At 61.1% G+C, this 22050-nt stretch carries 25 protein-coding genes; 11 read left to right on the top strand and 14 right to left on the bottom strand.

Annotation, left to right across the window (positions count from 1 at the left end; all coding sequences use genetic code 11):
* Positions 1 to 59: 59 nt before the first annotated feature.
* Positions 60 to 737, top strand: a complete 678-nt coding sequence (locus PF1751_RS26935) for an FKBP-type peptidyl-prolyl cis-trans isomerase (protein ID WP_010207431.1) — start codon at positions 60 to 62, stop codon at positions 735 to 737.
* A gap of 53 nt (positions 738 to 790) precedes the next feature.
* Here PF1751_RS26935 and PF1751_RS26940 read toward each other — a convergent pair whose 3' ends face one another.
* The 7 genes from PF1751_RS26940 to PF1751_RS26970 form a co-directional block, all read right to left on the bottom strand.
* Complete coding sequence (locus PF1751_RS26940; RefSeq protein ID WP_010207432.1) at positions 791 to 1249, bottom strand: Rsd/AlgQ family anti-sigma factor; 459 nt, start codon at positions 1247 to 1249, stop codon at positions 791 to 793.
* Between the two features lie 209 nt (positions 1250 to 1458).
* Complete coding sequence (locus PF1751_RS26945; RefSeq protein ID WP_010207433.1) at positions 1459 to 1980, bottom strand: disulfide bond formation protein B; 522 nt, start codon at positions 1978 to 1980, stop codon at positions 1459 to 1461.
* 236 nt (positions 1981 to 2216) lie between these two features.
* The gene (locus PF1751_RS26950) at positions 2217 to 3458 is read right to left on the bottom strand and encodes a heme biosynthesis protein HemY (RefSeq protein WP_021492612.1); all 1242 of its coding nucleotides are present in this window, start codon (positions 3456 to 3458) and stop codon (positions 2217 to 2219) included.
* 5 nt (positions 3459 to 3463) lie between these two features.
* The gene (locus PF1751_RS29600; protein ID WP_044288053.1) at positions 3464 to 4576 is read right to left on the bottom strand and encodes a uroporphyrinogen-III C-methyltransferase; all 1113 of its coding nucleotides are present in this window, start codon (positions 4574 to 4576) and stop codon (positions 3464 to 3466) included.
* Positions 4577 to 4594: 18 nt separating this feature from the next.
* The gene (locus PF1751_RS29605) at positions 4595 to 5353 is read right to left on the bottom strand and encodes a uroporphyrinogen-III synthase (RefSeq protein WP_010207436.1); all 759 of its coding nucleotides are present in this window, start codon (positions 5351 to 5353) and stop codon (positions 4595 to 4597) included.
* Positions 5350 to 6291 carry a hydroxymethylbilane synthase gene (gene hemC, locus PF1751_RS26965; protein ID WP_010207437.1) on the bottom strand — a complete coding sequence of 314 codons (942 nt, stop codon included), beginning with the start codon at positions 6289 to 6291 and terminating at the stop codon, positions 5350 to 5352. The genes PF1751_RS29605 and hemC overlap by 4 nt, the downstream gene beginning before the upstream one ends.
* Before the next feature lie 138 nt (positions 6292 to 6429).
* On the bottom strand, positions 6430 to 7176 hold the full coding sequence (locus PF1751_RS26970; protein WP_010207438.1) for a LytR/AlgR family response regulator transcription factor: 747 nt from the start codon (positions 7174 to 7176) through the stop codon (positions 6430 to 6432).
* 505 nt (positions 7177 to 7681) lie between these two features.
* On the opposite strand from PF1751_RS26970, the gene argH reads away from it, so the two are divergent.
* On the top strand, positions 7682 to 9076 hold the full coding sequence (gene argH / locus PF1751_RS26975; protein WP_021492610.1) for an argininosuccinate lyase: 1395 nt from the start codon (positions 7682 to 7684) through the stop codon (positions 9074 to 9076).
* Between the two features lie 142 nt (positions 9077 to 9218).
* On the opposite strand, the gene PF1751_RS26980 is transcribed toward argH, so the two are convergent.
* Positions 9219 to 9878 carry a glutathione S-transferase family protein gene (locus PF1751_RS26980; protein WP_021492609.1) on the bottom strand — a complete coding sequence of 220 codons (660 nt, stop codon included), beginning with the start codon at positions 9876 to 9878 and terminating at the stop codon, positions 9219 to 9221.
* A gap of 125 nt (positions 9879 to 10003) precedes the next feature.
* Here PF1751_RS26980 and PF1751_RS26985 point away from each other — a divergent pair, with 125 nt between their 5' ends.
* The 3 genes from PF1751_RS26985 (at position 10004) to PF1751_RS26995 (ending at position 13648) form a co-directional block, all read left to right on the top strand.
* Entirely contained in the window at positions 10004 to 10288 is a 285-nt protein-coding gene (locus tag PF1751_RS26985; protein ID WP_010207441.1) for a hypothetical protein, read from the top strand.
* A 96-nt stretch (positions 10289 to 10384) separates the two neighbouring features.
* Complete coding sequence (locus tag PF1751_RS26990) at positions 10385 to 10639, top strand: TIGR02647 family protein (protein ID WP_010207442.1); 255 nt, start codon at positions 10385 to 10387, stop codon at positions 10637 to 10639.
* A gap of 168 nt (positions 10640 to 10807) precedes the next feature.
* Complete coding sequence (locus tag PF1751_RS26995; RefSeq protein ID WP_044288054.1) at positions 10808 to 13648, top strand: class I adenylate cyclase; 2841 nt, start codon at positions 10808 to 10810, stop codon at positions 13646 to 13648.
* On the opposite strand, the gene rnk is transcribed toward PF1751_RS26995, so the two are convergent.
* The 3 genes from rnk to cyaY form a co-directional block, all read right to left on the bottom strand.
* Complete coding sequence (gene rnk / locus PF1751_RS27000) at positions 13645 to 14058, bottom strand: nucleoside diphosphate kinase regulator (protein WP_010207444.1); 414 nt, start codon at positions 14056 to 14058, stop codon at positions 13645 to 13647. The two genes, PF1751_RS26995 and rnk, sit on opposite strands and share 4 nt — an antisense overlap.
* 131 nt (positions 14059 to 14189) lie before the next feature.
* Positions 14190 to 14408: a DUF1289 domain-containing protein gene (locus PF1751_RS28710; protein ID WP_010207446.1), complete on the bottom strand. Its 219-nt coding sequence runs from the start codon at positions 14406 to 14408 to the stop codon at positions 14190 to 14192.
* A 2-nt stretch (positions 14409 to 14410) separates the two neighbouring features.
* Positions 14411 to 14743 carry an iron donor protein CyaY gene (cyaY, locus tag PF1751_RS27005; RefSeq protein ID WP_010207448.1) on the bottom strand — a complete coding sequence of 111 codons (333 nt, stop codon included), beginning with the start codon at positions 14741 to 14743 and terminating at the stop codon, positions 14411 to 14413.
* A 238-nt stretch (positions 14744 to 14981) separates the two neighbouring features.
* On the opposite strand from cyaY, the gene lptM reads away from it, so the two are divergent.
* From lptM to PF1751_RS27035, 6 genes are read left to right on the top strand one after another with little or no spacing between them, the layout of a single operon-like run.
* Entirely contained in the window at positions 14982 to 15152 is a 171-nt protein-coding gene (lptM, locus tag PF1751_RS28720; RefSeq protein ID WP_010207449.1) for an LPS translocon maturation chaperone LptM, read from the top strand.
* A 9-nt stretch (positions 15153 to 15161) separates the two neighbouring features.
* Positions 15162 to 16409: a diaminopimelate decarboxylase gene (gene lysA / locus PF1751_RS27015; protein WP_044288055.1), complete on the top strand. Its 1248-nt coding sequence runs from the start codon at positions 15162 to 15164 to the stop codon at positions 16407 to 16409.
* A 3-nt stretch (positions 16410 to 16412) separates the two neighbouring features.
* Positions 16413 to 17243, top strand: a complete 831-nt coding sequence (gene dapF, locus PF1751_RS27020; RefSeq protein ID WP_010207451.1) for a diaminopimelate epimerase — start codon at positions 16413 to 16415, stop codon at positions 17241 to 17243.
* 13 nt (positions 17244 to 17256) lie between these two features.
* Complete coding sequence (locus PF1751_RS27025; RefSeq protein WP_010207452.1) at positions 17257 to 17973, top strand: DUF484 family protein; 717 nt, start codon at positions 17257 to 17259, stop codon at positions 17971 to 17973.
* Positions 17974 to 17975: 2 nt separating this feature from the next.
* Positions 17976 to 18875, top strand: coding sequence for a tyrosine recombinase XerC (xerC, locus tag PF1751_RS27030; protein ID WP_010207453.1), 900 nt, complete (start codon positions 17976 to 17978; stop codon positions 18873 to 18875).
* Positions 18872 to 19567: an HAD family hydrolase gene (locus PF1751_RS27035; protein ID WP_010207455.1), complete on the top strand. Its 696-nt coding sequence runs from the start codon at positions 18872 to 18874 to the stop codon at positions 19565 to 19567. Before xerC ends, PF1751_RS27035 begins: the two co-directional genes overlap by 4 nt.
* 58 nt (positions 19568 to 19625) lie before the next feature.
* On the opposite strand, the gene sutA is transcribed toward PF1751_RS27035, so the two are convergent.
* The 3 genes from sutA to PF1751_RS27050 all read right to left on the bottom strand — a co-directional run bounded on the left by sutA (position 19626) and on the right by PF1751_RS27050 (position 22030).
* Positions 19626 to 19952, bottom strand: coding sequence for a transcriptional regulator SutA (gene sutA, locus PF1751_RS27040; RefSeq protein ID WP_010207457.1), 327 nt, complete (start codon positions 19950 to 19952; stop codon positions 19626 to 19628).
* Between the two features lie 103 nt (positions 19953 to 20055).
* Positions 20056 to 20481 (bottom strand): secondary thiamine-phosphate synthase enzyme YjbQ, encoded by a 426-nt coding sequence (locus PF1751_RS27045; RefSeq protein ID WP_010207458.1) that lies wholly within the window; start codon positions 20479 to 20481, stop codon positions 20056 to 20058.
* A gap of 211 nt (positions 20482 to 20692) precedes the next feature.
* Complete coding sequence (locus PF1751_RS27050; protein WP_010207459.1) at positions 20693 to 22030, bottom strand: ammonium transporter; 1338 nt, start codon at positions 22028 to 22030, stop codon at positions 20693 to 20695.
* Between the last annotated feature and the right edge of the window lie 20 nt (positions 22031 to 22050).

Consider the following 22050-nt stretch of genomic DNA (forward strand, 5'->3'; position numbering starts at 1 on the left):
GGCTCTTTTTACCCGTTCACACTGGCATAATCCGTCGCACTTTCGGCGGGAGAATCCCCATGTCGCGTTATCTTTTCCTTGTGCTTGGCTTGGCGATATCAGGGGCCAATGCGAGCGAGCAATCGCCCGCAAAAACCACTGAACCAAACCAGCACGACCTCGCCTACAGCCTTGGCGCAAGCCTCGGCGAACGCTTGCGCCAGGAGGTTCCCGACCTGCAGCTGCAGGCGTTGATCGACGGTCTAAAGCAAGCGTATCAAGGCAAGCCGTTGGCACTGGACAACGCACGCATCGAGCAGATTCTTGCCCAGCACGAAGCACAGACCGAAACCGACTCGCAGGCATCGCAAAGCGAAAAAGCACTCGCGGCCGAACACCAATTCCTGAACAAGGAAAAAGCCGTAAAAGGCGTGCGCGAATTAGCGGATGGAATCTTGCTCACCGAGCTCACCCCCGGCACTGGCGACAAGCCAACGGCCAGCGATCAAGTTCAAGTGAAGTACGTGGGGCGGTTACCCGATGGGACGGTGTTCGACCAAAGCACGCAACCCCAGTGGTTTCGCCTGGACAGCGTGATCAACGGCTGGAGCAGTGCATTGCAACAGATGCCGGTGGGTGCGAAATGGCGCCTGGTGATCCCATCAGCCCAGGCCTATGGCGCTGACGGTGCCGGCGAATTGATTCCGCCCTATTCCCCCCTGGTGTTCGAGATCGAGTTACTCGGCACCCGACACTGAGGCCATAAAAAACGGTGCGTCATGCGCACCGTTTTTTGTAGGGCTGTCGAGGGTCAAGCCTGGGTAGCAGGCTCTTCCTTATGAGCGTTGTGCAGCACTTCGATCAAGCAATCTTCCAGCTCGAATCGCTCATGCAACAGTGCGCCCAATTCTTTGAATTTTGCAGCAACACAGTTTCCGGCATCACACAGGTCGGTGAAGGCCAATAGCTTTTCGGTGATGACATCGATGCGTGGGTAAATGGTCTCAGCCAATTCCAAGCCACGCTGATCGTCGAAGGCTTCCGCCTCCTTGGTCAGCTGTTCGTAGACGCCGAAATGGCCGGCTGACACGTAGTCCACCAACACACCGCAGAAATCCTGCAACGGTTCACGGTTCTCCGCCAGTGCCTCGGGCTTGGCGCCGAGTGCATCAAAGGCCCGAACCAGTTCGTGACGTGCCTTCAGCCAGCTGTCGATCAGCTTGTGCACCCCACCCCAGCGTTCCTGAGCATTCTGACAACTTTCCAGCATGGTGATCTCTCTTCCCTATAGGGGCGCTGCCGCCTGGTGCCCGCGCAACACTTCAAGGATAAAGCAACAGCGGGACAAGGCCGCATCTGACAAACGGTTTCAATGACACGTGCGGGCCAGATTATGCCCGCATGACTGTGGCTTCAAGGTACGCAGGAGAGAAAGTTCATACAAGTGTTTAATCCCGTCTTACGAACTGTGAGTGGCCTTCAGCGTCTCGCCGGGCGCAAACGATGGCTTGAAAGCAGCGGTGAAAACTGTATGGCACCCAGGATCAACATCCCGACGAAGAACAACAAGCTCCACTCCGGCAGGCTCAAGTCAAACAGCGTCCAACTGATATCCATGCAGTCGACGGTGCCTTTGACCGTCAATTGCAGGGCCTGCCAAACCGACAGGTTTTCGATCATGTAGTGCAGGCTGGGCCAGCAATCAGCCGCCTGGTCCGGTGCGGCGTTTTGTAGCAACACCTGGCGCACGGCGGTAATGGCGCCGAGCAACGCGAAGACCATGCCTGCCAGCCCATACAGGCAACTCACCAGACGCCTGGGGTTATGGATCGCGGCGACCAGATTGATCAATGTGAAAGCCGCCAGGAACCCCCTTTGCATCTGACACAGGAAGCAAGGGCGCAGGGAGACACCGAACTCGAGGTAAAAGGACGCGCCCAATGTCAGCGCACCTGCCAGGAACGCAAGGAAAAACAAGGAGCGTGAAGGGGCCAAAGACATGCTTTATCCGCACAGCGAAAGATAGGTCGCTACGGTAGAGGAAAGGCCTGACCCCTTTCAATACGTGCCAGAGCAGACGATTCCGCGAGAGGGTAAGGACTTACCGCCAGAAGATGGAGGACGTTGGATTGTTCAGCGTCGGACGCTGCCCACAAACGCTCTACAAACAGTTTTTCAAGGTCGAAAGGGGTTGGCCGCCAGACATGTCCGAGCCAACCCTCATCTACCTTCCTACATCAGGCCCGAACTGGGACAGGCAGCGGGGACGCCAGCAAACGGTTATCCAGGAGCCCCAGCCCTTCTTGGAACAACTGGTTGCTGCGGTCGGTGTCACCCAGTTGCGCCAACAAACGCGCCAATTCGGCACAGGCCTCGGGATTGCGCTGCACCTGAAGGCTGCTTTCCAGATAATCCCGCGCTTTGCCCCACAGGCTGTTTTGCAGGCACAGGCGGCCCAGCGTCAGCAGCAGGCTGGCATCCCCTGGATGGTCCTTGAGCCAACCTTCGGCAAACTTCAATTGCTTGGCCGGGTCACCGCCGCGCAGCAAGCCGTAGAGTCGAATCAAATGACTGTCGTAGCCACGCTTGATTGCGCCGCGCAGTGCTTCTTCGGCCTTGGCATCGGCGCCCAATTGGCGCAGTTGCTCGGCATAAGCCAGGACCAGTTGCGGCTCCTGGCGCTGGGCGGACGTGAGTTGCTGCCAGGCCCGCTCAAGGGACTGCAAACCGGCCTCGCCCTGCTCTTCACGCTGGGCCGCGAGGCTCAGGTTCTCGCCCCACGCCCGTCGCTCAAGCTCGGCCAGTTCACTGGCGGGCAGCACTTTATCCTTGCGCAGCTCAGGCAAAAGACGGATCACCGAAGACCAATCGCCCCGCTGCTGATGCAAGCGCTGCAGTTGACGCAGGACTTGGGCGTTATGAGGATGACGTTCATGCATGGTCTGCAAAGTGGTCAGTGCGCCGTCAGTATCACCGCGGTCAAGCTGCAGTTGCGCATGGCTCAAGGCAACCGCCAGCTCGGCCTGGGGCTGACGCTCCAGGGCGCGTTCCAGCAAGCCGTCGGACTCTTCGTAACGTCCCTGCTCATTCGCGGCACGGGCTGCGCCGAGGTAATACAGCAGCGGCTGACGCTCGGCTTCGGCGGCACGGTGCAAGTGGCGCTCAGCGCTGGCCCAGCGGCCCTCGGCGAGGTCCATCTGACCTTGCTCGATTGCAATCTGTACGCGACGGCTGCGGTTACGCCGCGACCAGGGGTTGACCACGCCACCGGAAGCGGTGACCAGGCTCAACAACACACGGATCAGGTAGATCGCCAGGCCGATGGCAAATACCGCAACCAAGGTTGCCCAGAGGCTCGACTCGTAATGCAGCACATGAGGATAAGTAATCAGCACGTAGCCGGTGTGTTTCGAAATGCCCACTGCCAGTGCCAGCGCGATTGCAATCGCCAGAACCAGGATCACATAGAAACGTTTCATCGGCTCTACTCCTGCTTCGCCGGCGTGGCCGCCGCCTTGGCTTCGTCGGCAGACAAGTGACGACGCTCAAGGTATGCCTGCACGGCAGCGAGGCTCGCGGCCAGGTCCGGCGTCACCACCGACACCGCCTTGGGCTCAAGCTCGGCGATGCGCGCCAGCATCGCCTGGCTTTGCGGGTTGTCCTGGTTGAAATTATCTTGCAACACGCTGCGCGCCTCGCCCAGGGAGCGGCTGTAGACCGCCGACTCACCGTTGAGCGCTGCCCATTGCGCCTGCTCCAGCGCCAGGCTCAGGGCCAGGCGCACCTGATTCAAGCCTTGCCCAGCCAGCAGCGGACGGATGTTGTCATCCGGGTTGAAGTCAATGCGGAAGTAACGGGAAATCTGCTCCCACCACTGGCTCCAGCGGCTTTCCGTATCGGTAGTCGGGCGTCCATCGGAAGCAGGTTCGGTGAGTTGATACTCAGGGGCAATGGCGGCCAGTTGCACGACCTGGTCGCGCAAGGCCGCCAATTGCAGGTACAGCCCGGTACGGTCCGGCTGCTCGGTGCTGCGCAGCGCGGCAAGGCTCTTGGCCAATTGCTCGCGAGCAGCGTAGGCGCCCGGATCGCTTTGCTCGCGAAGAATCTCGTCGGCCCCCTGGACCAACGCCTGGGCGCTGTTGATGTCTTGCAGGGCAGAAAGGCGCAGGCTCGCCAGGCGAATCAGGTGTTCCGCCTCAGCCAGGCGCCAGTCTTTACGACTGGACCCCAGCACGGTTTCCAGGCGCTGACTCAAACGCTGTTGGTCACCCTGCAACTGGGCCACCAGGCGACGGCGCTCCTCCAGCTCATCAGCACCCGGCAACTGCGCCAGCCGCGCAGCCAGTTGTTGCTGGCTTTGCTTGAGGGACTGGGATCGGTCATCGAGGGTCTGCACCTGGCCCAGCTGCTGCTGGCTGCTGGCTTGCAGCGCGCGGACCTGCCAGACGCCCCAACCGCCGGCGGCAACACCCGCTACGCCGAGCAGCAGGGCGACGATTGCCAGGCCATTGCCGCGACGCGGCGCGGTAACCGGTGACTCAACCGGCGCATCAAGTGCGGGTTGGGTTTCATCTTTAGGCAAGGCTGTTTCGCTCACGTATCCGTCCTTTGCGTTTCAGAGAGTGGGAACGGGATAACTCCGTATCGCCACTAACAAAGCCGCGGCACTCGCACCGCGACAATCCACAACTTTTTCTGCGCCAGCGACCCGCGCCATCTCTTGGACACGGGGGCTTGGCACGAACAACGGCAGCTGGGCCACCTGGGGCCAATCGGCTCCGGCCAGGGCTTGCAGGTGTAAAAAACCCTGCCCACTGCTGACCACCAGGCCGTTCAAGCGTTCCAACTGGATGCGTTGTATCAATGCCCCGGCCTTGTAGGCCGGTAGGAAACGGCGATACAACTCCAGATAGTCGACACTAGCACCTTGTTCGCGCAAGCGCTCCGCCAGCAGCTCCCGACCGCCCTCGCCGCGCAGGATCAACACCCGGGCATCCGGGCGGGCGATAGCCTCGCGCAACGCAGGCAATTGAAGCAAGGCCTCACTGTCGTCGCCAGTAGGCGGATACTTAACATTCAGCCCCTGTGCGGCCAATACCTGCGCGGTGGCAGCGCCGACACTGAACCATGGCAACTGCGGCCATGTTCGATCCAGCTGCGCAACTGCAAGGCGCGCTGCAGGCTTGCTGACCACGATCACCGCACAGTAGCGACCCAGGTCATGGAAGACGGCTTGCTGTTCAGGCGTAACGGGGAGCGGCTCGATATCCAGTAAAGGCAGGCTGCTGCTGAAAATACCGGCGTCGGCCAACGAGGCCGCCAGCGCCCTCGACTCCTCGGCAGGCCGCGTCAGCAGCACGCGCCATTCGGTCACTGCGCGCCAGCCTCGCCGTAGACCTTTTGCAGGATGGCACCCGCACCCTTGTCCAACAGCTCCTCGGCCACCTGGATACCCAAGGCCGTGGCGTCACGCTGTGGTCCACGCGCCTCGGCGGTCAGCAGTGTGCCGCCTTCCGGGTCGCCCACCAGGCCACGCAACCACAAGTGTTCACCTTCGAGCACGGCGTAGCAGGCGATCGGCACCTGGCAGCCACCGTTGAGGTGCTTGTTCAAGGCTCGTTCAGCCGTCACGCGTATTTCGGTGTCAGGGTGATCCAGGGGTTTGAGCAGGGCGTGGATTTCACTGTCGGCGGTGCGGCATTCAATGCCAACGGCGCCCTGCCCTCCGGCTGGCAGGCTGTCCTCGACGCTGATGGCCGAAGTGATGCGGTCTTCGAAACCCAGGCGAATCAGGCCGGCCGCTGCGAGGATGATCGCGTCATATTCACCGGCATCCAGCTTGGCCAGGCGAGTGTTGACGTTGCCGCGTAGAAAGCGGATCTGCAAGTCCGGCCGGCGAGTCAGCAGCTGAGCCTGGCGACGCAGGCTCGACGTACCGACGATACTGCCCAAAGGCAATGCGTCCAAGGAGGCGTAGGTGTTGGAAACAAAGGCATCACGCGGGTCTTCGCGCTCGCAGATGCAAAACAGGCCCAGGCCTTCAGGGAAGTCCATGGGCACGTCTTTCATCGAATGCACAGCGATGTCGGCTTCGTTTTCCAACAGCGCGGTTTCCAGCTCCTTGACGAACAAACCCTTGCCGCCGATCTTCGACAGTGGCGAGTCGAGCAGCTTGTCGCCGCGACTGACCATAGGCACCAGGGACACCTTGAGGCCAGGGTGAGCCTGTTCCAGGCGAGCTTTGACGTATTCGGCCTGCCACAAGGCCAAGGCGCTTTTACGGGTGGCGATGCGGATTTCGCGAGAGGACATGGATCAATCCGTACTGAATAGATACGGCAGATAATAACAGCTCAGGCAAATACGCTTTGATTTGAATCAGCAAGTGCGGGGCCTCCCTGGCCGCGTCGCACCGGGATATGGGTTACAGGCCTGGCCACAGCCCTCGGGCTAAAGCTGCTGCATCATCTTGCGCACACCGGCCACATGCCGTCGGCTGACGATCAGCGCGTCGCCATTAAGGCCTTTGAGGAACAGCTGAAAGTGCCCAAGCGGCGTGCGTTGGAGGCGTTCGATCCGCTCGCGAGCCACCAGCGCATTGCGGTGGATACGCACGAAGCGGTCGCCAAATTCATCCTCAAGCGCCTTGAGCGGTTCATCGAGCAGCACTTCGCCGCCCTGGTGGCGCAGGGTCACATACTTGTGATCGGCGATAAAATAGACCACCTCGCCCAAGGGGATCAGCTCGATACCTTTGCGGGTACGGGCGCTGATATGGCTGCGCGGCCCATTACCACTCTGGGCAGCAGGCTGAGTCAGGGCAGCGAGTTGGACGCGGGTTGGGCGCTCAGCCTTTTTCAACGCCTTGAGCAACGCTTCGCCAGCCACCGGTTTGGTGAGGAAGCTGACTCCGCTGGCTTCCAGCGTCTCCGCAGAAAACTCATCGCCTGCTGCGCAAAATACCAAGGCGGGTGGCGACTCTCGCTCGCTCAGCCGGGCGGCCACTTGCAGGCCATCGAGGCCCGGCATACGGATATCGAGCAACACCACATCCGGCTTGAGGCTGTCGATCAGCGTCAACGCCTCTTCGCCCGTGGTGGCGCTCGGCTCTAGTACTGCATAACCCTCGAGATCACTGACCAAACGGCTCAGTCGCTCGCGGGCTTGGGGTTCGTCATCAACGATCAGGACATTCATATTGCGCTGGATTCCTGCGTGAGTCTCGCACAAGGATAGCGTAGACAGGTGCGGTGACTTGCGTCACAGCGATCCACGCTAAGACTAGCGCGAGCGGCAAAAAGTGCCCTGAGAGTGGCACCCATATTTACCCGGACCTGTTCAATAGCGCCCAAGACCTGCTGCCTTCGGGCATCGTCGTAGGGTTTGCTGATACACAATCCGAATACCCCCCTTTTTAAATGGATAGTCTGGGCTCTGACCGCATCACCCGACTTTGGTGCATTCACACACTATCAGTCCAACTGTAGACGCTCACTGAGACGACATTGCTCAATCGTCAAATATCGTTTCAACAAGTACCTGTACCCAGTCTCGTCCTGGACGCGTTCGGCGGCAAGGCACTTAGCCATCCTTTGCACAAATAAAAATGCCGACAACCCGCAGCACCGCGTCCACGGGCAACCCTGTTATTATCGCCGGCACACTTCCATGCCTCTTTACTAAGCAGATCACGAGCGAATCCATGAGCACCGACAAGACCAACCAGTCCTGGGGCGGCCGCTTCAGTGAACCCGTCGACGCCTTCGTCGCCCGCTTCACCGCCTCCGTCACCTTCGACCAGCGCCTGTACCGCCACGACATCATGGGCTCCATCGCCCACGCGACGATGCTGGCCAAGGTCGGCGTGCTGACCGACGCCGAGCGCGACAGCATCGTCGACGGCCTGACCACCATTCGTGGCGAGATCGAAGCCGGCACGTTCGACTGGCGCGTCGACCTGGAAGATGTGCACATGAACATTGAGGCCCGCCTCACCGACCGCATCGGTGTGACCGGCAAGAAGTTGCACACCGGCCGTAGCCGTAACGACCAGGTGGCCACGGATATCCGCCTGTGGCTGCGTGATGAAATCGACCTGATACTGGGCGAAATCACCCGCCTGCAAAAAGGCCTGCTGGAACAGGCCGAGCGTGAATCCGACACCATCATGCCGGGCTTCACTCACCTGCAGACCGCGCAGCCTGTGACCTTCGGCCACCACCTGCTGGCCTGGTTCGAAATGCTCAGCCGCGATTACGAGCGCCTGGTCGATTGCCGCAAGCGCGCCAACCGCATGCCATTGGGCAGCGCCGCGCTGGCCGGCACCACTTACCCGATCGACCGCGAATACACCGCGCAGTTGCTGGGCTTCGACGCCGTGGGCGGCAACTCCCTGGATGGCGTGTCGGACCGTGACTTCGCTATCGAGTTCTGCGCCGCTGCCAGCATCGCGATGATGCACCTGTCGCGCTTCTCCGAAGAGCTGGTGCTGTGGACCAGCGCGCAATTCCAGTTCATCGACCTGCCAGACCGTTTCTGCACCGGCAGCTCGATCATGCCGCAAAAGAAAAACCCCGACGTACCCGAGCTGGTGCGTGGCAAGAGCGGCCGCGTGTTCGGCGCCTTGATGGGCCTGCTGACCCTGATGAAAGGCCAACCCCTGGCCTACAACAAGGACAATCAGGAAGACAAGGAACCGCTGTTCGACGCCGCCGACACCCTGCGCGACTCACTGCGCGCCTTTGCCGACATGATTCCGGCGATCAAGCCCAAGCACGCGATCATGCGTGAAGCGGCGCTGCGCGGGTTCTCTACTGCGACTGACCTGGCGGACTACCTGGTACGCCGTGGCCTGCCGTTCCGCGACTGCCACGAAATCGTCGGCCACGCGGTTAAGTACGGCGTGGACACTGGCAAGGACCTGGCGGAAATGAGCCTGGAAGAACTGCGCCAGTTCAGCGACCAGATCGAACAGGACGTGTTTGCCGTGCTGACCCTGGAAGGCTCGGTGAATGCCCGTAACCACGTGGGCGGTACTGCGCCGGCGCAGGTGAAGGCAGCCGTCGCGCGCGGCCAGGCCCTGCTCGCCAGCCGCTAGACCGCGGTTTCTGCTGCAACGCGGTCAACCCTGCGGGAGCGGGCTTGCTCGCGAAAGCGGTGGACTAGTCATCAATGTGTTGACTGATCCACCGCCTTCGCGAGCAAGCCCGCTCCCACATTTTGAGCGGCGCTCGTCGTGATTATTTTTTTGCCGCTAGCATCGCCATAAAGGCCGGCATCGCTGCCTCCCTGTCCGCCGCCACTTTCTGAGCGTTGGGCATGGCGTGCAACCTTTCCAGCAACGCCTTGGCCGCCGGCATTTCAGCCAGTAGATCCAGGCCAAACAGCTTCTCGCCCACCGCGCAGGCGAGGTTCACGCTGTACATGAAATACAGATCGGCAATGGTGAAACTCTCACCCGCCACATAGGGTGCGAACTTGCCGTGCCTGCCCAACGACCCGAAACCCAACAGCAACTCGGCCTTGGACTTCTCTTTGATCGCATCCGGCACCGGCATGCAAAAAAATGCCTCGGCGAAACAGGCGCGAGCAGGCAGTTCGATGTACAGCTCGATTTCCCGGCACAACGCCAATACCTGAGCACGCTGGAACGGCTCGGCCGGCAGCAGTGCGGGCCCTTCCTGGGTATGCTCGATGTACTCGAGGATCACGCTGGTTTCGTTGATAAAACCCTGCTTGACGCCCAGCACCGGCACCTTGCCTCGCGGGCTCACGGCCAGGGCTTGAGGGGTTTGGCCGGCGTAAAAAGGCACCTCTTCGAAAGGCAGCCCTTTCTCCAACAGCGCCAGCTTGACCATGTTGTAGTAGTTACTGACCGAGAATCCGTAGAGCTTGAGCATGTCTGTGCCTCCAGGCCGGGAAAGGGGTTGGCTGCAACTGTTATAGATCCCGGCGCCCGCCCTGACCAGCAGCATCACCTGCCTGAATGGGGGTAGACTGACGCCCTTTCCTTGAGGAGCCTGCCATGAGCGAGCCGACCGATATCGACAACGACGAAGAAGAATTCGCCGAAACCACCTTGATCGAAGCGATCGAGAACCAGATCGAAAGCGAAAACCCACCGGCTGCCAAGGCCACCTTCAACAAGCTGACCCTGGTCGGTTACGAGCGTGAAGAGATCCTCCAGCTGATGGCCCACGTGCTGGCTGTCGAGATCGATGCGCTGCTGGAAGAAGACCGCGCCTTCAATACCGAATGGTATGAAACTGCACTGCGCGCCCTGCCGGAGTTGCCGCCCGAAAAGCAATAAATCCAACACGCGGCAACACACTGGACAGTTCGGCAAAGTGCGTTCACCTTATGGCCTGCTAGCCTCTAATAAATTCTTAGAAAGTCTGGAGTCCTTATGTCGTATACCCCTGAGTTGGTTGCCGAACTGGAAATCCTTGTACTCTTCCCATTGGACAGCACCAAAGAAGGTCTGAAAGTCCACCAGACCGCCGCGCCTACCGCCATCGCCGCTGCCAAGCGCCTCCACGCGAAAGGGCTGATCGACCAGCCGGACGGAGGCTACCTGACCAGCCTTGGCCGGGACGCCGCAGAGCAGGCCCAGACCCTGCTGACGATCTTGACCACTGCCACGACCAAAGAAGCCGCCTGATACCGGATACCGCCCATGGAGTCCGCTATGTGCGGATTCCGAGGGCGTTGCTGTGCAAGTGCGAAAATTCTGACGTCAAAATCCATTTCCCTCTAAACCTCCTACGCTACTGGCTGTAAACTCCTACACGGCCGCCCACGTCGGGCCCTGCGAGCCACCGAGTTCGACATGACCCGCACCCATGAAATCCGCCCCGACCTGGACGAAGGCATCGACCGCAAGGTGCTGGCCCAGCTGCGCGCGCGGTTCATGGCCCTCAATGAAGGCCGCATGGCCCGGGCCATCGAGGGGCTGACGCCGCGCCAGCAAAGCGTGCTGAACCTGTTGCCGCTGTTTTTCCACGTTAACCATCCGCTGCTGCCTGGCTATGTGTCGGGCAGTACGCCGGCAGGCCTGTCGAATTACGAACCGGACGCCCAAGCCCTCACCGAAGCCCAGCGCCTGACCCGCTCGTTCTCCTACAAGCCACGCCATGGCAACCCGCCGCGACCGATCCTCGGCCTGTTCCTGATGGGCAGCCTGGGTACCCTGGCCCAGGCCGACCAGAGCGACATGGACGTGTGGGTGTGTCACGCCGCGGACCTGAGCGAGACTGAACTGGCCGAACTGCGCAAGAAATGCCAGTTGCTGGAAGCCTGGGCCCTGACCATGGGCGCCGAGGCACACTTCTTTCTGATCGAGCCGACGCGCTTTGTCCTCGGTGAGCGCGACACGCAGCTGAGCTCCGACGACTGCGGCACCACCCAGCATTACCTGTTGCTGGATGAGTTCTACCGCACCGCCATCTGGCTGGCCGGGCGCACGCCGATCTGGTGGCTGGTACCGGTGTATGAAGAGACCCGGTATGCCGAGTTCACCCACACGCTGATTTCCAAACGTTTCATCCGCGCCGATGAAACCCTCGACCTCGGCCACCTGGCGCGCATCCCCCCAGGCGAATTCATCGGCGCCGGGCTGTGGCAGCTGTTCAAGGGCATCGAGTCGCCTTACAAATCCGTGCTCAAGCTGCTGCTGACCGAGGTCTACGCCAGCGAACACCCGAACGTGCATTGCTTGAGCCTGCGCTTCAAGCGTGCAGTGTTCGCCAACCAAATGGACCTGGATGAGCTGGACCCGTACATCGTGGTGTACCGCCGCATCGAGGAATACCTCAAGGCCCGCAACGAACCCGAGCGCCTGGAGCTGGTGCGGCGCGCGCTGTACCTGAAGGTCAACCGCAAGCTCAGCGCCAGCCAGCGCACCACCAGCTGGCAACGGCTGCTGCTGGAGCGCCTGGCCCACGAATGGGGCTGGGACCAGCGCCAATTGGCGCTGCTGGACAGTCGCAGCCAATGGAAGGTACGCCAGGTCGCTTCCGAGCGGCGGGCGCTGGTCAGCGAGCTCAATTACAGTTATCGCTTCCTGACCCAGTTCGCCCGCACCGAACAGACCGTTAGCCTGATCAACAAGCGCGACCTCAACGTACTGGGGCGGCGCTTGTACGCCGCGTTCGAGCGCAAGGCCGGCAAAGTCGAGTTCATCAACCCCGGCATCGCCCCGGACCTGGCCGAAGACACCCTGACCCTGGTGCAATCGCCCAACCGCAAGGAGCCGGGCCAGCATCATTGGGGCCTGTACAACGGTAACCTGACGGCCCTGGAATGGGAGCACTTCGCGCCGATCAAGCGCAGTCGCGACCTGCTGGAGATGCTCACCTGGTGCCATCGCAACGGCGTGATCGACAGCAGCACGCGCCTGGCCTTGCACCCTGGCACCAGTGACATGACTGAATTCGAGCTGTTCAACCTGCTGGGCAGCCTGCAACAGACCATCGACCTGCCCTTGACCAGCGTGGATGAACAACGCCTGCTGCGCTCGGCAGTGCCCGAAGAAGTGTTGTTGCTGATCAACGTCGGCGTCGACCCGCTCAAGCACCATCGCGACCTGAATATCCTGATGACCACCGAGCGCACCGACTCCCTGAGTTACGCCGGTGTGCGCGACAACCTGGTGCTGACCCTGGACCAGGTCACGCTCAACAGCTGGAACGAGGTGATGGTCAGCCGCTACGACGGCCCCCACGCGTTGCTCGACTGCCTGCGCGACTACCTCAACCAGTTGCCTCCCGACCATCTGCCACGCATGCGAGTGCGCTGCTTCTGTCACAACCGCGCGCAATTCATTGCCCAGCGCGTGGAAGAGATCTTCGACACCGCGCAGAACCTGCTGCTCAGCCAGGGTAATCACCGCTATGTGCTCCAGGTGCAGCAGCACTATCACGTCATGGAGCTGATGCCGGGCCAAGCCAACCATGTATCACTGGCGACCCAGGATGCGCTGGTCGCCTACCTCAGCGAAGAACTGGCCAGCTACAGCCCTTTGCACCTGGACGCCATGGCCTTGGAAGACCACGATCTGGCAGTGTTGCTGCCGATGGGCATGGCCGATTGCGTGCAGGTGTTCTACCGCGTCAACGAGGGTTTTGCCGAGCTGTATGTGCTGGATGAATTCAACGCGCTTTGGCAGCAGCGCTTGCCGTTTCACGATGAACAGAGTCTGTTGGCGCCGTTGCAGCGTTTCTTGCAGTCGATCATTTATCGCCGGGACGCATTGTCCCCGCTGGATCCGCAAGAGCCGCTGGGCGCGGTACAGGTCTTGTATTACCAGCTATTGCCGTCGGTCAGTGGTCGCGCACGCAGCATCGAACCTCGGCCAGCGCCGTTGAACCCGACGAACAAACCGTTTTATGACGTGCAGGCAATTATCGGCAAGGCAGCGCAGGGCCAGGTAGGTATCACGCTGTACTGCAATCAGCGGGAGTTTTCCGAACTGGAATTTGGCGACCAGCTGTTTGCAGTGGTCGCCCAGGAAATCGTCGGGCAACGCCGGGAGACCGAGCGTTACCGCTGCTACATAACGGACCTGGATCTGTCCGGCCTGCTCGGCGATGTGCAAAGCCCAAGCAACCTGTACCTGCGTTACAAGGCCGAACTTGAGCTGTCGCTCAACGAGGCACTGAGCCAGATTTAGAGAGGGAAGGCGCCGCCGTCTTTAGGCTGCCCTTCAACACTGAGCAATTCCAGCTTGAGGGTCTTGCCACCCGGTGCCGGCCAGTCGATGTGCTGGCCAACTTGCAGGCCGAGCAACGCGCTGCCCACGGGTGCCAGGATCGAAATCTTGCCTTCGTCGGCGTTCGCGTCTTTCGGGTAGACCAGGGTCAGGTGGTAGTCCTTGCCGCTGCCTTGCTCTCGGCAATGCACACTGGAGTTCATGGTCACGACACCCGCAGGCACTTCATCGTGACCAACCACGTCTTCGGCGCGGTCGAGTTCGGCTTGCAACGCTTCGACGCCGGGAGATTCGTCGCCCAGGCGGTCGATCAGTTGCTCCAGACGCTGCACGTCAAGACGGGTGAGGATGATGGACGGTGCGGTGGTCATGATTCAGGCAGACTCCTTTTTTCTGCACAAAAAAGCAAAACCCCGCCAGGAAAAGGCGGGGTTCTCACGGGCCTCGATGAGTTGAGGCGTACCCGGACACTACCACAGCGTCACAAATAAACAAGACGGCCTCAGGCGCGCGCCCTGCGCTGCTCGGCTTCCGCGCAGATCAGTCGGCGCCGCGCGTCGTCGGCAGAGCGCCATTCGCGGATATCTTCCACGTGCCGGAAGCACCCGAGGCAGACTTTCTGCTCGTCCAGACGACACAAACTGATACAAGGTGACGGCACCGCCGGGCTGACATTACTGAACAACGGTTTCGGCGGGCGGACAGGTGCAGGCTGGGTCACGGTCAGATCTCGTCAAAATCCAGCTCGGCGCCGGCTTGTTCCAGAACCAGCCGCGCGAGCATTTCACTGAGCAGCTCATCGCTGGTGTCGCACTGCCAATTGTTGTCTTCTTCGTTGTAATCGAAGTGAAAACCACCGGAACGTGCAGCCAGCCACAGCTGACGCAAAGGCTCCTGGCGACTGAAGATCAGTTGAGTGCCATTCTCGAACTTGACGGTCAGCACGCCGGCCGAGTTTTCCAGGTCCACGTCCAGGCCGCTGTCGTCGAAAATATCCTCCAACGCCTGCTGGGTCGAATCCACCAGGTCGTGAAAACGGGCTTCGGTCAAACTCATTGTGGCAACCTCAAAAGTGTCTGGTTTTGCTCAAGCGCCGCACGATACGGGCGAGCCCCGCCGATTGCAAAGGATACCGATTTCAACACGATTGACGGTGTGAAAAATCCTCAAGCAGCGTAGTCCGCTTCCTGACTCTCTCGGCAAACCCCCGCCGGACGGGTATTCCAGCGCATAGGCAAGCTGGCGGGTGGTCGGTATACTCGGGCGCAATTAATGCATATTCAAGGATTTCGCCATGAAGCGCCTGATCTCTTCCCTTGCTGCGCTCGTCGCGGTCGCTTGCCTCGTTAGTGCCTGTGGTCAAAAAGGCCCGCTGTACCTGCCCGATGACAGCAAAGACCCGAATGAACAGGCGCAATCGTCGCAAAAACCATCCAAAGCGCATAAGCACGACACCTACGAATAAGGGTACTCCATGGACGCTTTTAACTACCGGGACGGCGAGCTGTTCGCGGAAGGCGTGGCGTTGTCCGCGATAGCCCAGCGCTTTGGCACCCCGACCTATGTGTATTCGCGTGCGCATATCGAAGCCCAGTACCGCTCGTTCACCGACGCCCTCGACGGCGTGTCGCACCTGGTGTGCTACGCGGTCAAGGCCAACTCCAACCTCGGCGTACTGAATGTCCTGGCGCGATTGGGCGCTGGTTTCGACATCGTCTCCCGTGGCGAGCTGGAACGTGTGCTGGCCGCTGGCGGCAAGGCTGAAAAGATCGTGTTCTCCGGCGTCGGCAAGACCCGCGAAGACATGCGTCGCGCCCTGGAAGTCGGCGTGCACTGCTTCAATATCGAATCCACCGACGAGCTGGAGCGCCTGCAGGTCGTGGCCGCCGAGATGGGCGTGCGTGCGCCGATCTCCCTGCGCGTCAATCCGGACGTCGATGCCGGGACCCACCCATACATCTCCACCGGTCTCAAAGAGAACAAGTTCGGCATCGCTATTGCCGACGCCGAGGATGTGTACATCCGCGCCGCCCAACTGCCGAACCTGGAAGTACTGGGCGTCGACTGCCATATCGGCTCGCAACTGACCACGCTGCCGCCATTCCTGGATGCGCTCGATCACCTGCTGGCGCTGATCGACCGTCTCGGCGAATGCGGCATCTACCTGCACCACATCGACCTCGGTGGCGGCGTGGGCGTGCGTTATCGCGATGAAGAGCCGCCGCTGATTGCCGACTACATCAAGGCTGTGCGCGAGCGTATCGAAGGCCGCGACCTGACGCTGATGTTCGAGCCTGGCCGCTACATCGTCGCCAACGCTGGCGTGCTGCTGACCCAGGTCGAGTACCTCAAGCACACCGAGCACAAGGATTTCGCCATCGTCGATGCGGCGATGAACGACCTGATCCGCCCGGCGCTGTACCAGGCCTGGATGAATGTCACCGCCGTGACGCCTCGCGCAAGCAAAGCCCGCGCCTATGACATCGTCGGCCCGATCTGCGAGACCGGTGACTTCCTGGCCAAGGATCGTCAGCTCGCGCTGGAGGAAGGCGATCTGCTGGCCATTCATTCGGCCGGTGCCTACGGGTTTGTCATGAGTTCCAACTACAACACCCGCGGGCGTACCGCCGAGGTGCTGGTGGACGGTGATCAAGCGTTTGAAGTGCGTCGCCGCGAGACGGTAGCCGAGTTGTATGCTGGCGAAAGCCTGCTGCCGGAGTAAGCCATGCTGCTGCGTTTTACCAAGATGCACGGGCTGGGCAATGATTTCATGGTCCTCGACCTGGTCAGCCAGCACGCGCACATCCTGCCCAAGCACGCCAAACAGTGGGGCGACCGTCACACCGGCATTGGTTTCGACCAGTTACTGATCGTCGAGGCTCCCAGCAACCCGGAGGTGGATTTCCGTTACCGGATCTTCAACGCCGACGGTTCCGAAGTGGAACAGTGCGGTAACGGTGCGCGCTGCTTCGCGCGCTTTGTGCTGGACAAGCGCCTGACCGCCAAGCGGCAGATCCGTGTCGAGACCAAGAGCGGCGTGATCGAACTGGATATCCGCAGTGACGGCCAGATCAGCGTCAACATGGGTGCGCCACGCCTGGTGCCGGCGGACATTCCGTTCCAGGCCCCCGAGCAAGCTGCCAGCTATGCACTGGATGTTGACGGCAAGACCGTCGAGATCGCCGCCGTGTCCATGGGCAACCCCCATGCCGTGCTGCGGGTCAACGACATCAACAACGCGCCCGTGCATGAATTGGGGCCGAAGATCGAACACCACCCGCGCTTTCCGGCACGGGTCAACGTGGGCTTCCTGCAGGTGATCGACCGTACCCGCGCGCAATTGCGTGTGTGGGAACGCGGCGCCGGCGAAACCCAGGCCTGCGGCACCGGTGCTTGCGCCGCTGCCGTGGCCGCGATCAGCCAGGGGTGGATGGATTCGCCGCTGCTGATCGACCTGCCCGGTGGACGCTTGTCCATTGAGTGGGCAGGCCCTGGCCACCCGGTGATGATGACCGGGCCGGCCTCGCGCGTATACGAAGGACAGGTCCGTCTATGAGTGAGCCAATCTAATGACCGATAAGCCTCAAGTACCCGCACACGCTACCCCGAGCGACAGTCTGGAGGCCGCTGCCGTCGCGGCGTACCTTGAGGCTAATCCGGACTTCTTCGTCGAGCACGAAGAACTGCTGCCGGCGCTGCGCATCCCCCACCAACGCGGCGATACTGTGTCGCTGGTGGAGCGGCAGATGAAGATCCTGCGCGAGCGCAATATCGAAATGCGCCACAAGCTCTCGCACTTGATGGACGTCGCACGCGACAACGACCGCCTGTTCGAAAAAACCCGTCGCCTGATCCTGACCCTGATGGATGCGACCAGCCTGGAAGAAACGGTGATCGCCGTCGAAGACAGCCTTCGCCAGGACTTCCAGGTGCCCTTTGTCAGCTTGATCCTATTCAGCGACAACCCGATGCCGGTGGGTCGCTGGGTCAGCGGCAGCGACGCACAAACAGCCATCGGCGGCCTGTTGTCCGAAGGCAAGACCATCAGCGGCACCTTGCGCGAGCATGAGCTGGACTTCCTGTTTGGTGCCGAGCAGCGCAAGCAGATCGGTTCCACTGCGGTGGTCGCTCTCAGCCATCAAGGCCTGCACGGTGTACTGGCCATCGCCAGCCGCGATCCCCAGCACTATAAGAGCTCAGTGGGCACGCTGTTCCTGACCTACATTGCCGAAGTACTGGGCCGCGTCCTGCCGCGCTTCACCACCGCCCTGCGCGCGGTGCGCTAACCATGGAACGGCAACTGGACGCTTACTGCGCTCACCTGCGCAACGAGCGCCAGGTGTCGCCCCATACGCTGGAAGCCTACCGGCGGGACTTGAACAAGGTCTTGGCCTACTGTGAGAAACAACAGATCAGCAGCTGGAAGGCTCTGGATATCCAGAGCCTGCGCAGCCTGATCGCGCGCCTGCACCAGGCGGGTCAATCCTCGCGCAGCCTGTCGCGCCTGCTCTCGGCGGTACGCGGGCTCTATCACTATTTGAACCGCGAAGGCCTGTGCGATCACGACCCGGCCAACGGCCTGTCGCCGCCCAAGGGCGAACGACGTCTGCCCAAAACCCTGGACACCGACCGCGCCCTGCAATTGCTGGATGGCGCCGTCGAGGATGACTTCCTGGCCCATCGCGACCAGGCCATCCTGGAGCTGTTCTATTCATCTGGCCTGCGTCTGTCGGAGCTGACTGGCCTGAATCTCGACCAATTGGACCTGGCGGACGGCCTGGTGCAAGTACTCGGCAAGGGCAGCAAGACCCGCGTGCTACCGGTGGGCCGCAAAGCCCGGGAAGCCTTGCAACTGTGGCTACCGCTGCGCCTGCTGACCAATCCCGCGGATGACGCGGTGTTTGTCAGCCAGCAAGGCCGGCGCCTGGGGCCACGGGCGATTCAAGTGCGGGTCAAGGCCGCCGGTGAGCGCGAGCTGGGTCAGAACCTGCACCCACACATGCTGCGACACTCCTTTGCCAGCCATATGCTGGAATCGTCCCAGGACCTGCGCGCGGTTCAAGAGCTGCTCGGCCACTCCGACATCAAGACCACGCAGATCTACACCCATCTGGATTTCCAACACCTGGCAACGGTGTACGACAGCGCCCATCCACGGGCCAAACGCATCAAGGGCGGCGACTCATGAGTATCAAGCTGATCACTTTCGACCTGGACGACACGCTCTGGGACAACGTACCCGTCATCATCAGCGCCGAAGCGTCGATGCGCGAATGGCTGACGGTCAACGCTGCGAAGGTCGGCGATTTGCCGCTGGAGCACTTCGCCAGTCTTCGCCAACAGGTGCTGGAGCGCCATCCCGAGCTGAAACACCGGATCAGCCTTTTGCGTCACAGGGTGTTGATGCATGCGTTTGAAGAGGCTGGTTATCCACAGCCTGAGGCCACGGAAATGGCGGATGTATGCTTCGAGGCGTTCATACACGCGCGCCACCAACTCGCCCCCTTCCCCGAAGCGGAGCCCATGCTCAAAGCCTTGCGCCAACACTTCTTGCTGGGGGTGATCACCAACGGCAATGCCGACGTGCAGCGCGTGGGCCTGGCGGACTACTTTCACTTTGCCCTGCGCGCTGAAGACATCGGCATCGCCAAGCCGGATGCGCGACTGTTTCAAGAAGCGTTGCAACGCGGTGGCGTGGATGCCAGCGCAGCGGTGCATATTGGCGATCATCCAGGGGATGATATTGCCGGGGCGCAGCAGGCGGGGCTTCGGGCGGTGTGGTTCAACCCGACGGGTAAGGTTTGGGAAGCCGATAAGCGCCCGGATGCAGAGGTTCGCAGCTTGGCCGAATTAGCGCCTTTGCTGGCTGGCTGGAAATAACGCCCATGAAAAAGCCCGCAGCGACGGCGGGCTTTTCCCTACAAGCTGGTGACTGACCTCAGATAGGTCGGCTGCCGTACTTGTTATCAGGCTTCTTCGGTGGATCTGCCACCACGTTGGCCTCGACTTCCTGCACTTTGCCGCCTTTAGCGAGGAATTCTTCCATCGCACGGGCAAGGGCATCACGCTCTTTGTTCTTGGCTTCAACGCTCGGCAATTCATCTACCGACACAGCAGCCTTGGCTTTGCCCTTGGCAGCCGGGGCAGGTGCGTCATCGCCACCGTCGTCGTCAGCCACGTCTTCCGCCGCCGCTTCCAGACCTTCTTCGGTGTCGTCGTCGTCACCTACTTCCAGGTCGTCGTTTTCCAGATCATCGTCGCTCATGTTCTACCTCATGACTTGCGAAAAGCAGATTAGTTATAGCCCAGCTTCACCTTCTGTCGACGGCTGCCGGAAAAAAATCAACATCCACGGGATAACCAGTGGCTTATGCCCCATCACCCTGCAAGGTGGCGAGGACTTTACGAGCACCGCCATGATCACGGTGCTCGCCCAGATAAACACCTTGCCAGGTCCCCATCGCCAAGCGGCCGGCCTTCACCGGCAAACTCAGCTGGCAGCCCAGGAGACTGGCCTTGAAGTGCGCCGGCAGGTCATCCGGACCTTCGTCGTTGTGTTCAAACCCGGCAAGGCCTTGCGGCACCAGCGCGTTGAAATAACGTTCGAAGTCACGGAGAACCGCCGGGTCGGCATTCTCGTTCACGGTCAACGAGGCCGAAGTGTGTTGCAACCACAGATGCAACAAGCCCACGCGACAGGCCTTCAACTCAGGCAAGCCGGCCAGCAACTCATCGGTCACCAGGTGAAAGCCCCGGGGCTTGGCCCGCAGGGTAATCAAGGTCTGTTGCCACATACAGTTCTCCGCCCATCGGCGCGCATTCTAGCGCGCTCTGGGAAAAAACAAAGTGCCGAATACGCCTACATGCCTGTAAGACATTGGCACGCGGAAAAGTGCCGGGTGAACCTCATCACAAACTCGACGAAAAAACCGACACAGCGTGTTATGACTGACAAACGCCAGGCAAAAAAATGCCCGGCAAGCCGGGCATCTTTTTTATGCGTACTTACAAGTTGTAGCCGCGCTCGTTGTGTTGCGCCAGGTCGAGGCCGACGGCCTCCTCTTCTTCGGTCACCCGCAGGCCCATGACCATGTCCAGCACCTTGAGGATGACGTAGGTCACGATCGCCGTGTAGATCACAGTGAAGCCAACGCCTTTGCACTGGATCCAAACCTGCGCGGCAACGTCAGTCACGGTGCCGAAGCCGCCCAGCGCAGGGGCTGCGAACACACCGGTGAGAATCGCACCGACGATACCGCCGATACCGTGCACGCCGAACGCGTCCAGGGAGTCGTCGTAGCCCAGCTTGCGCTTGAGGCTGGTGGCGCAGAAGAAGCAGATCACACCGGCAACCAGGCCGATCACCAGGGCGCCCATCGGGCCCACGGTGCCAGCGGCTGGGGTGATGGCTACCAGGCCCGCCACCACACCCGAGGCGATGCCGAGTGCGCTTGGCTTACCGTGGGTGATCCACTCGGCGAACATCCAGCCCAGCGCTGCAGCAGCGGTAGCGATCTGGGTAACCAGCATCGCCATGCCGGCAGTGCCGTTGGCCGCAGCCGCGGAACCAGCGTTGAAGCCGAACCAGCCGATCCACAGCATGGCTGCGCCGATCAGGGTGTAACCCAGGTTGTGCGGCGCCATTGGAGTAGTCGGGAAGCCTTTACGCTTGCCGAGCACGATGCACGCCACCAGGCCAGCCACACCCGCGTTGATATGCACCACGGTGCCGCCGGCGAAGTCCAGCACGCCCCAGTCCCACATCAGGCCACCGTTGCCGCTCCAGACCATGTGCGCGATCGGCGCATAGACCAGGGTGAACCAGATAGCCATGAAGATCAGCATCGCGGAGAACTTCATACGCTCAGCGAAGGCACCGACGATCAGCGCCGGGGTGATGATCGCGAAGGTCATCTGGAAGGTGATGAACACCGCTTCCGGGAACAGCGCTGCAGGGCCGGTGATGCTGGCCGGGGTCACGCCCGCCAGGAACGCCTTGCCCATGCCGCCGAAGAAGGAGTTGAAGTTGACCACACCCTGTTCCATACCGGTGGTATCGAACGCGATGCTGTAGCCGTATACGACCCAGAGGATGCTGATGAGGCCGGTGATCGCGAAACACTGCATCATCACCGACAGAATATTCTTGGAGCGGACCATGCCGCCGTAGAACAGCGCCAGGCCAGGGATGGTCATGAACAGCACCAAAGCGGTGGCGGTCAACATCCAGGCGGTGTCGCCGGAATTGAGGACTGGAGCAGCCACTTCGTCTGCCGCCATGGCCAGGCTTGGCATTACGATGGACAACAGGGCTCCGAGCCCTGCGAATTTACGCAGAGTCATATTGTTTTCTCCTGGGGCGT

It is taken from the genome of Pseudomonas simiae, assembly GCF_000934565.1.
Lineage (GTDB): Bacteria > Pseudomonadota > Gammaproteobacteria > Pseudomonadales > Pseudomonadaceae > Aquipseudomonas > Aquipseudomonas simiae.

Coding starts and splice junctions, on each gene's coding strand:
- argH (WP_021492610.1), top strand. CDS start 7,682: ATGAGCACCGACAAGACCAACCAGTCCTGGGGCGGCCGCTTCAGTGAA.
- hemC (WP_010207437.1), bottom strand. CDS start 6,291: ATGTCCTCTCGCGAAATCCGCATCGCCACCCGTAAAAGCGCCTTGGCC.
- PF1751_RS26935 (WP_010207431.1), top strand. CDS start 60: ATGTCGCGTTATCTTTTCCTTGTGCTTGGCTTGGCGATATCAGGGGCC.
- PF1751_RS26995 (WP_044288054.1), top strand. CDS start 10,808: ATGACCCGCACCCATGAAATCCGCCCCGACCTGGACGAAGGCATCGAC.
- lysA (WP_044288055.1), top strand. CDS start 15,162: ATGGACGCTTTTAACTACCGGGACGGCGAGCTGTTCGCGGAAGGCGTG.
- rnk (WP_010207444.1), bottom strand. CDS start 14,058: ATGACCACCGCACCGTCCATCATCCTCACCCGTCTTGACGTGCAGCGT.
- dapF (WP_010207451.1), top strand. CDS start 16,413: ATGCTGCTGCGTTTTACCAAGATGCACGGGCTGGGCAATGATTTCATG.
- sutA (WP_010207457.1), bottom strand. CDS start 19,952: ATGAGCGACGATGATCTGGAAAACGACGACCTGGAAGTAGGTGACGAC.
- cyaY (WP_010207448.1), bottom strand. CDS start 14,743: ATGAGTTTGACCGAAGCCCGTTTTCACGACCTGGTGGATTCGACCCAG.
- PF1751_RS27025 (WP_010207452.1), top strand. CDS start 17,257: ATGACCGATAAGCCTCAAGTACCCGCACACGCTACCCCGAGCGACAGT.
- xerC (WP_010207453.1), top strand. CDS start 17,976: ATGGAACGGCAACTGGACGCTTACTGCGCTCACCTGCGCAACGAGCGC.
- PF1751_RS27035 (WP_010207455.1), top strand. CDS start 18,872: ATGAGTATCAAGCTGATCACTTTCGACCTGGACGACACGCTCTGGGAC.
- PF1751_RS26940 (WP_010207432.1), bottom strand. CDS start 1,249: ATGCTGGAAAGTTGTCAGAATGCTCAGGAACGCTGGGGTGGGGTGCAC.
- PF1751_RS27045 (WP_010207458.1), bottom strand. CDS start 20,481: ATGTGGCAACAGACCTTGATTACCCTGCGGGCCAAGCCCCGGGGCTTT.
- PF1751_RS26985 (WP_010207441.1), top strand. CDS start 10,004: ATGAGCGAGCCGACCGATATCGACAACGACGAAGAAGAATTCGCCGAA.
- PF1751_RS27050 (WP_010207459.1), bottom strand. CDS start 22,030: ATGACTCTGCGTAAATTCGCAGGGCTCGGAGCCCTGTTGTCCATCGTA.
- PF1751_RS26980 (WP_021492609.1), bottom strand. CDS start 9,878: ATGCTCAAGCTCTACGGATTCTCGGTCAGTAACTACTACAACATGGTC.
- PF1751_RS26990 (WP_010207442.1), top strand. CDS start 10,385: ATGTCGTATACCCCTGAGTTGGTTGCCGAACTGGAAATCCTTGTACTC.
- lptM (WP_010207449.1), top strand. CDS start 14,982: ATGAAGCGCCTGATCTCTTCCCTTGCTGCGCTCGTCGCGGTCGCTTGC.
- PF1751_RS26950 (WP_021492612.1), bottom strand. CDS start 3,458: ATGAAACGTTTCTATGTGATCCTGGTTCTGGCGATTGCAATCGCGCTG.
- PF1751_RS26970 (WP_010207438.1), bottom strand. CDS start 7,176: ATGAATGTCCTGATCGTTGATGACGAACCCCAAGCCCGCGAGCGACTG.
- PF1751_RS26945 (WP_010207433.1), bottom strand. CDS start 1,980: ATGTCTTTGGCCCCTTCACGCTCCTTGTTTTTCCTTGCGTTCCTGGCA.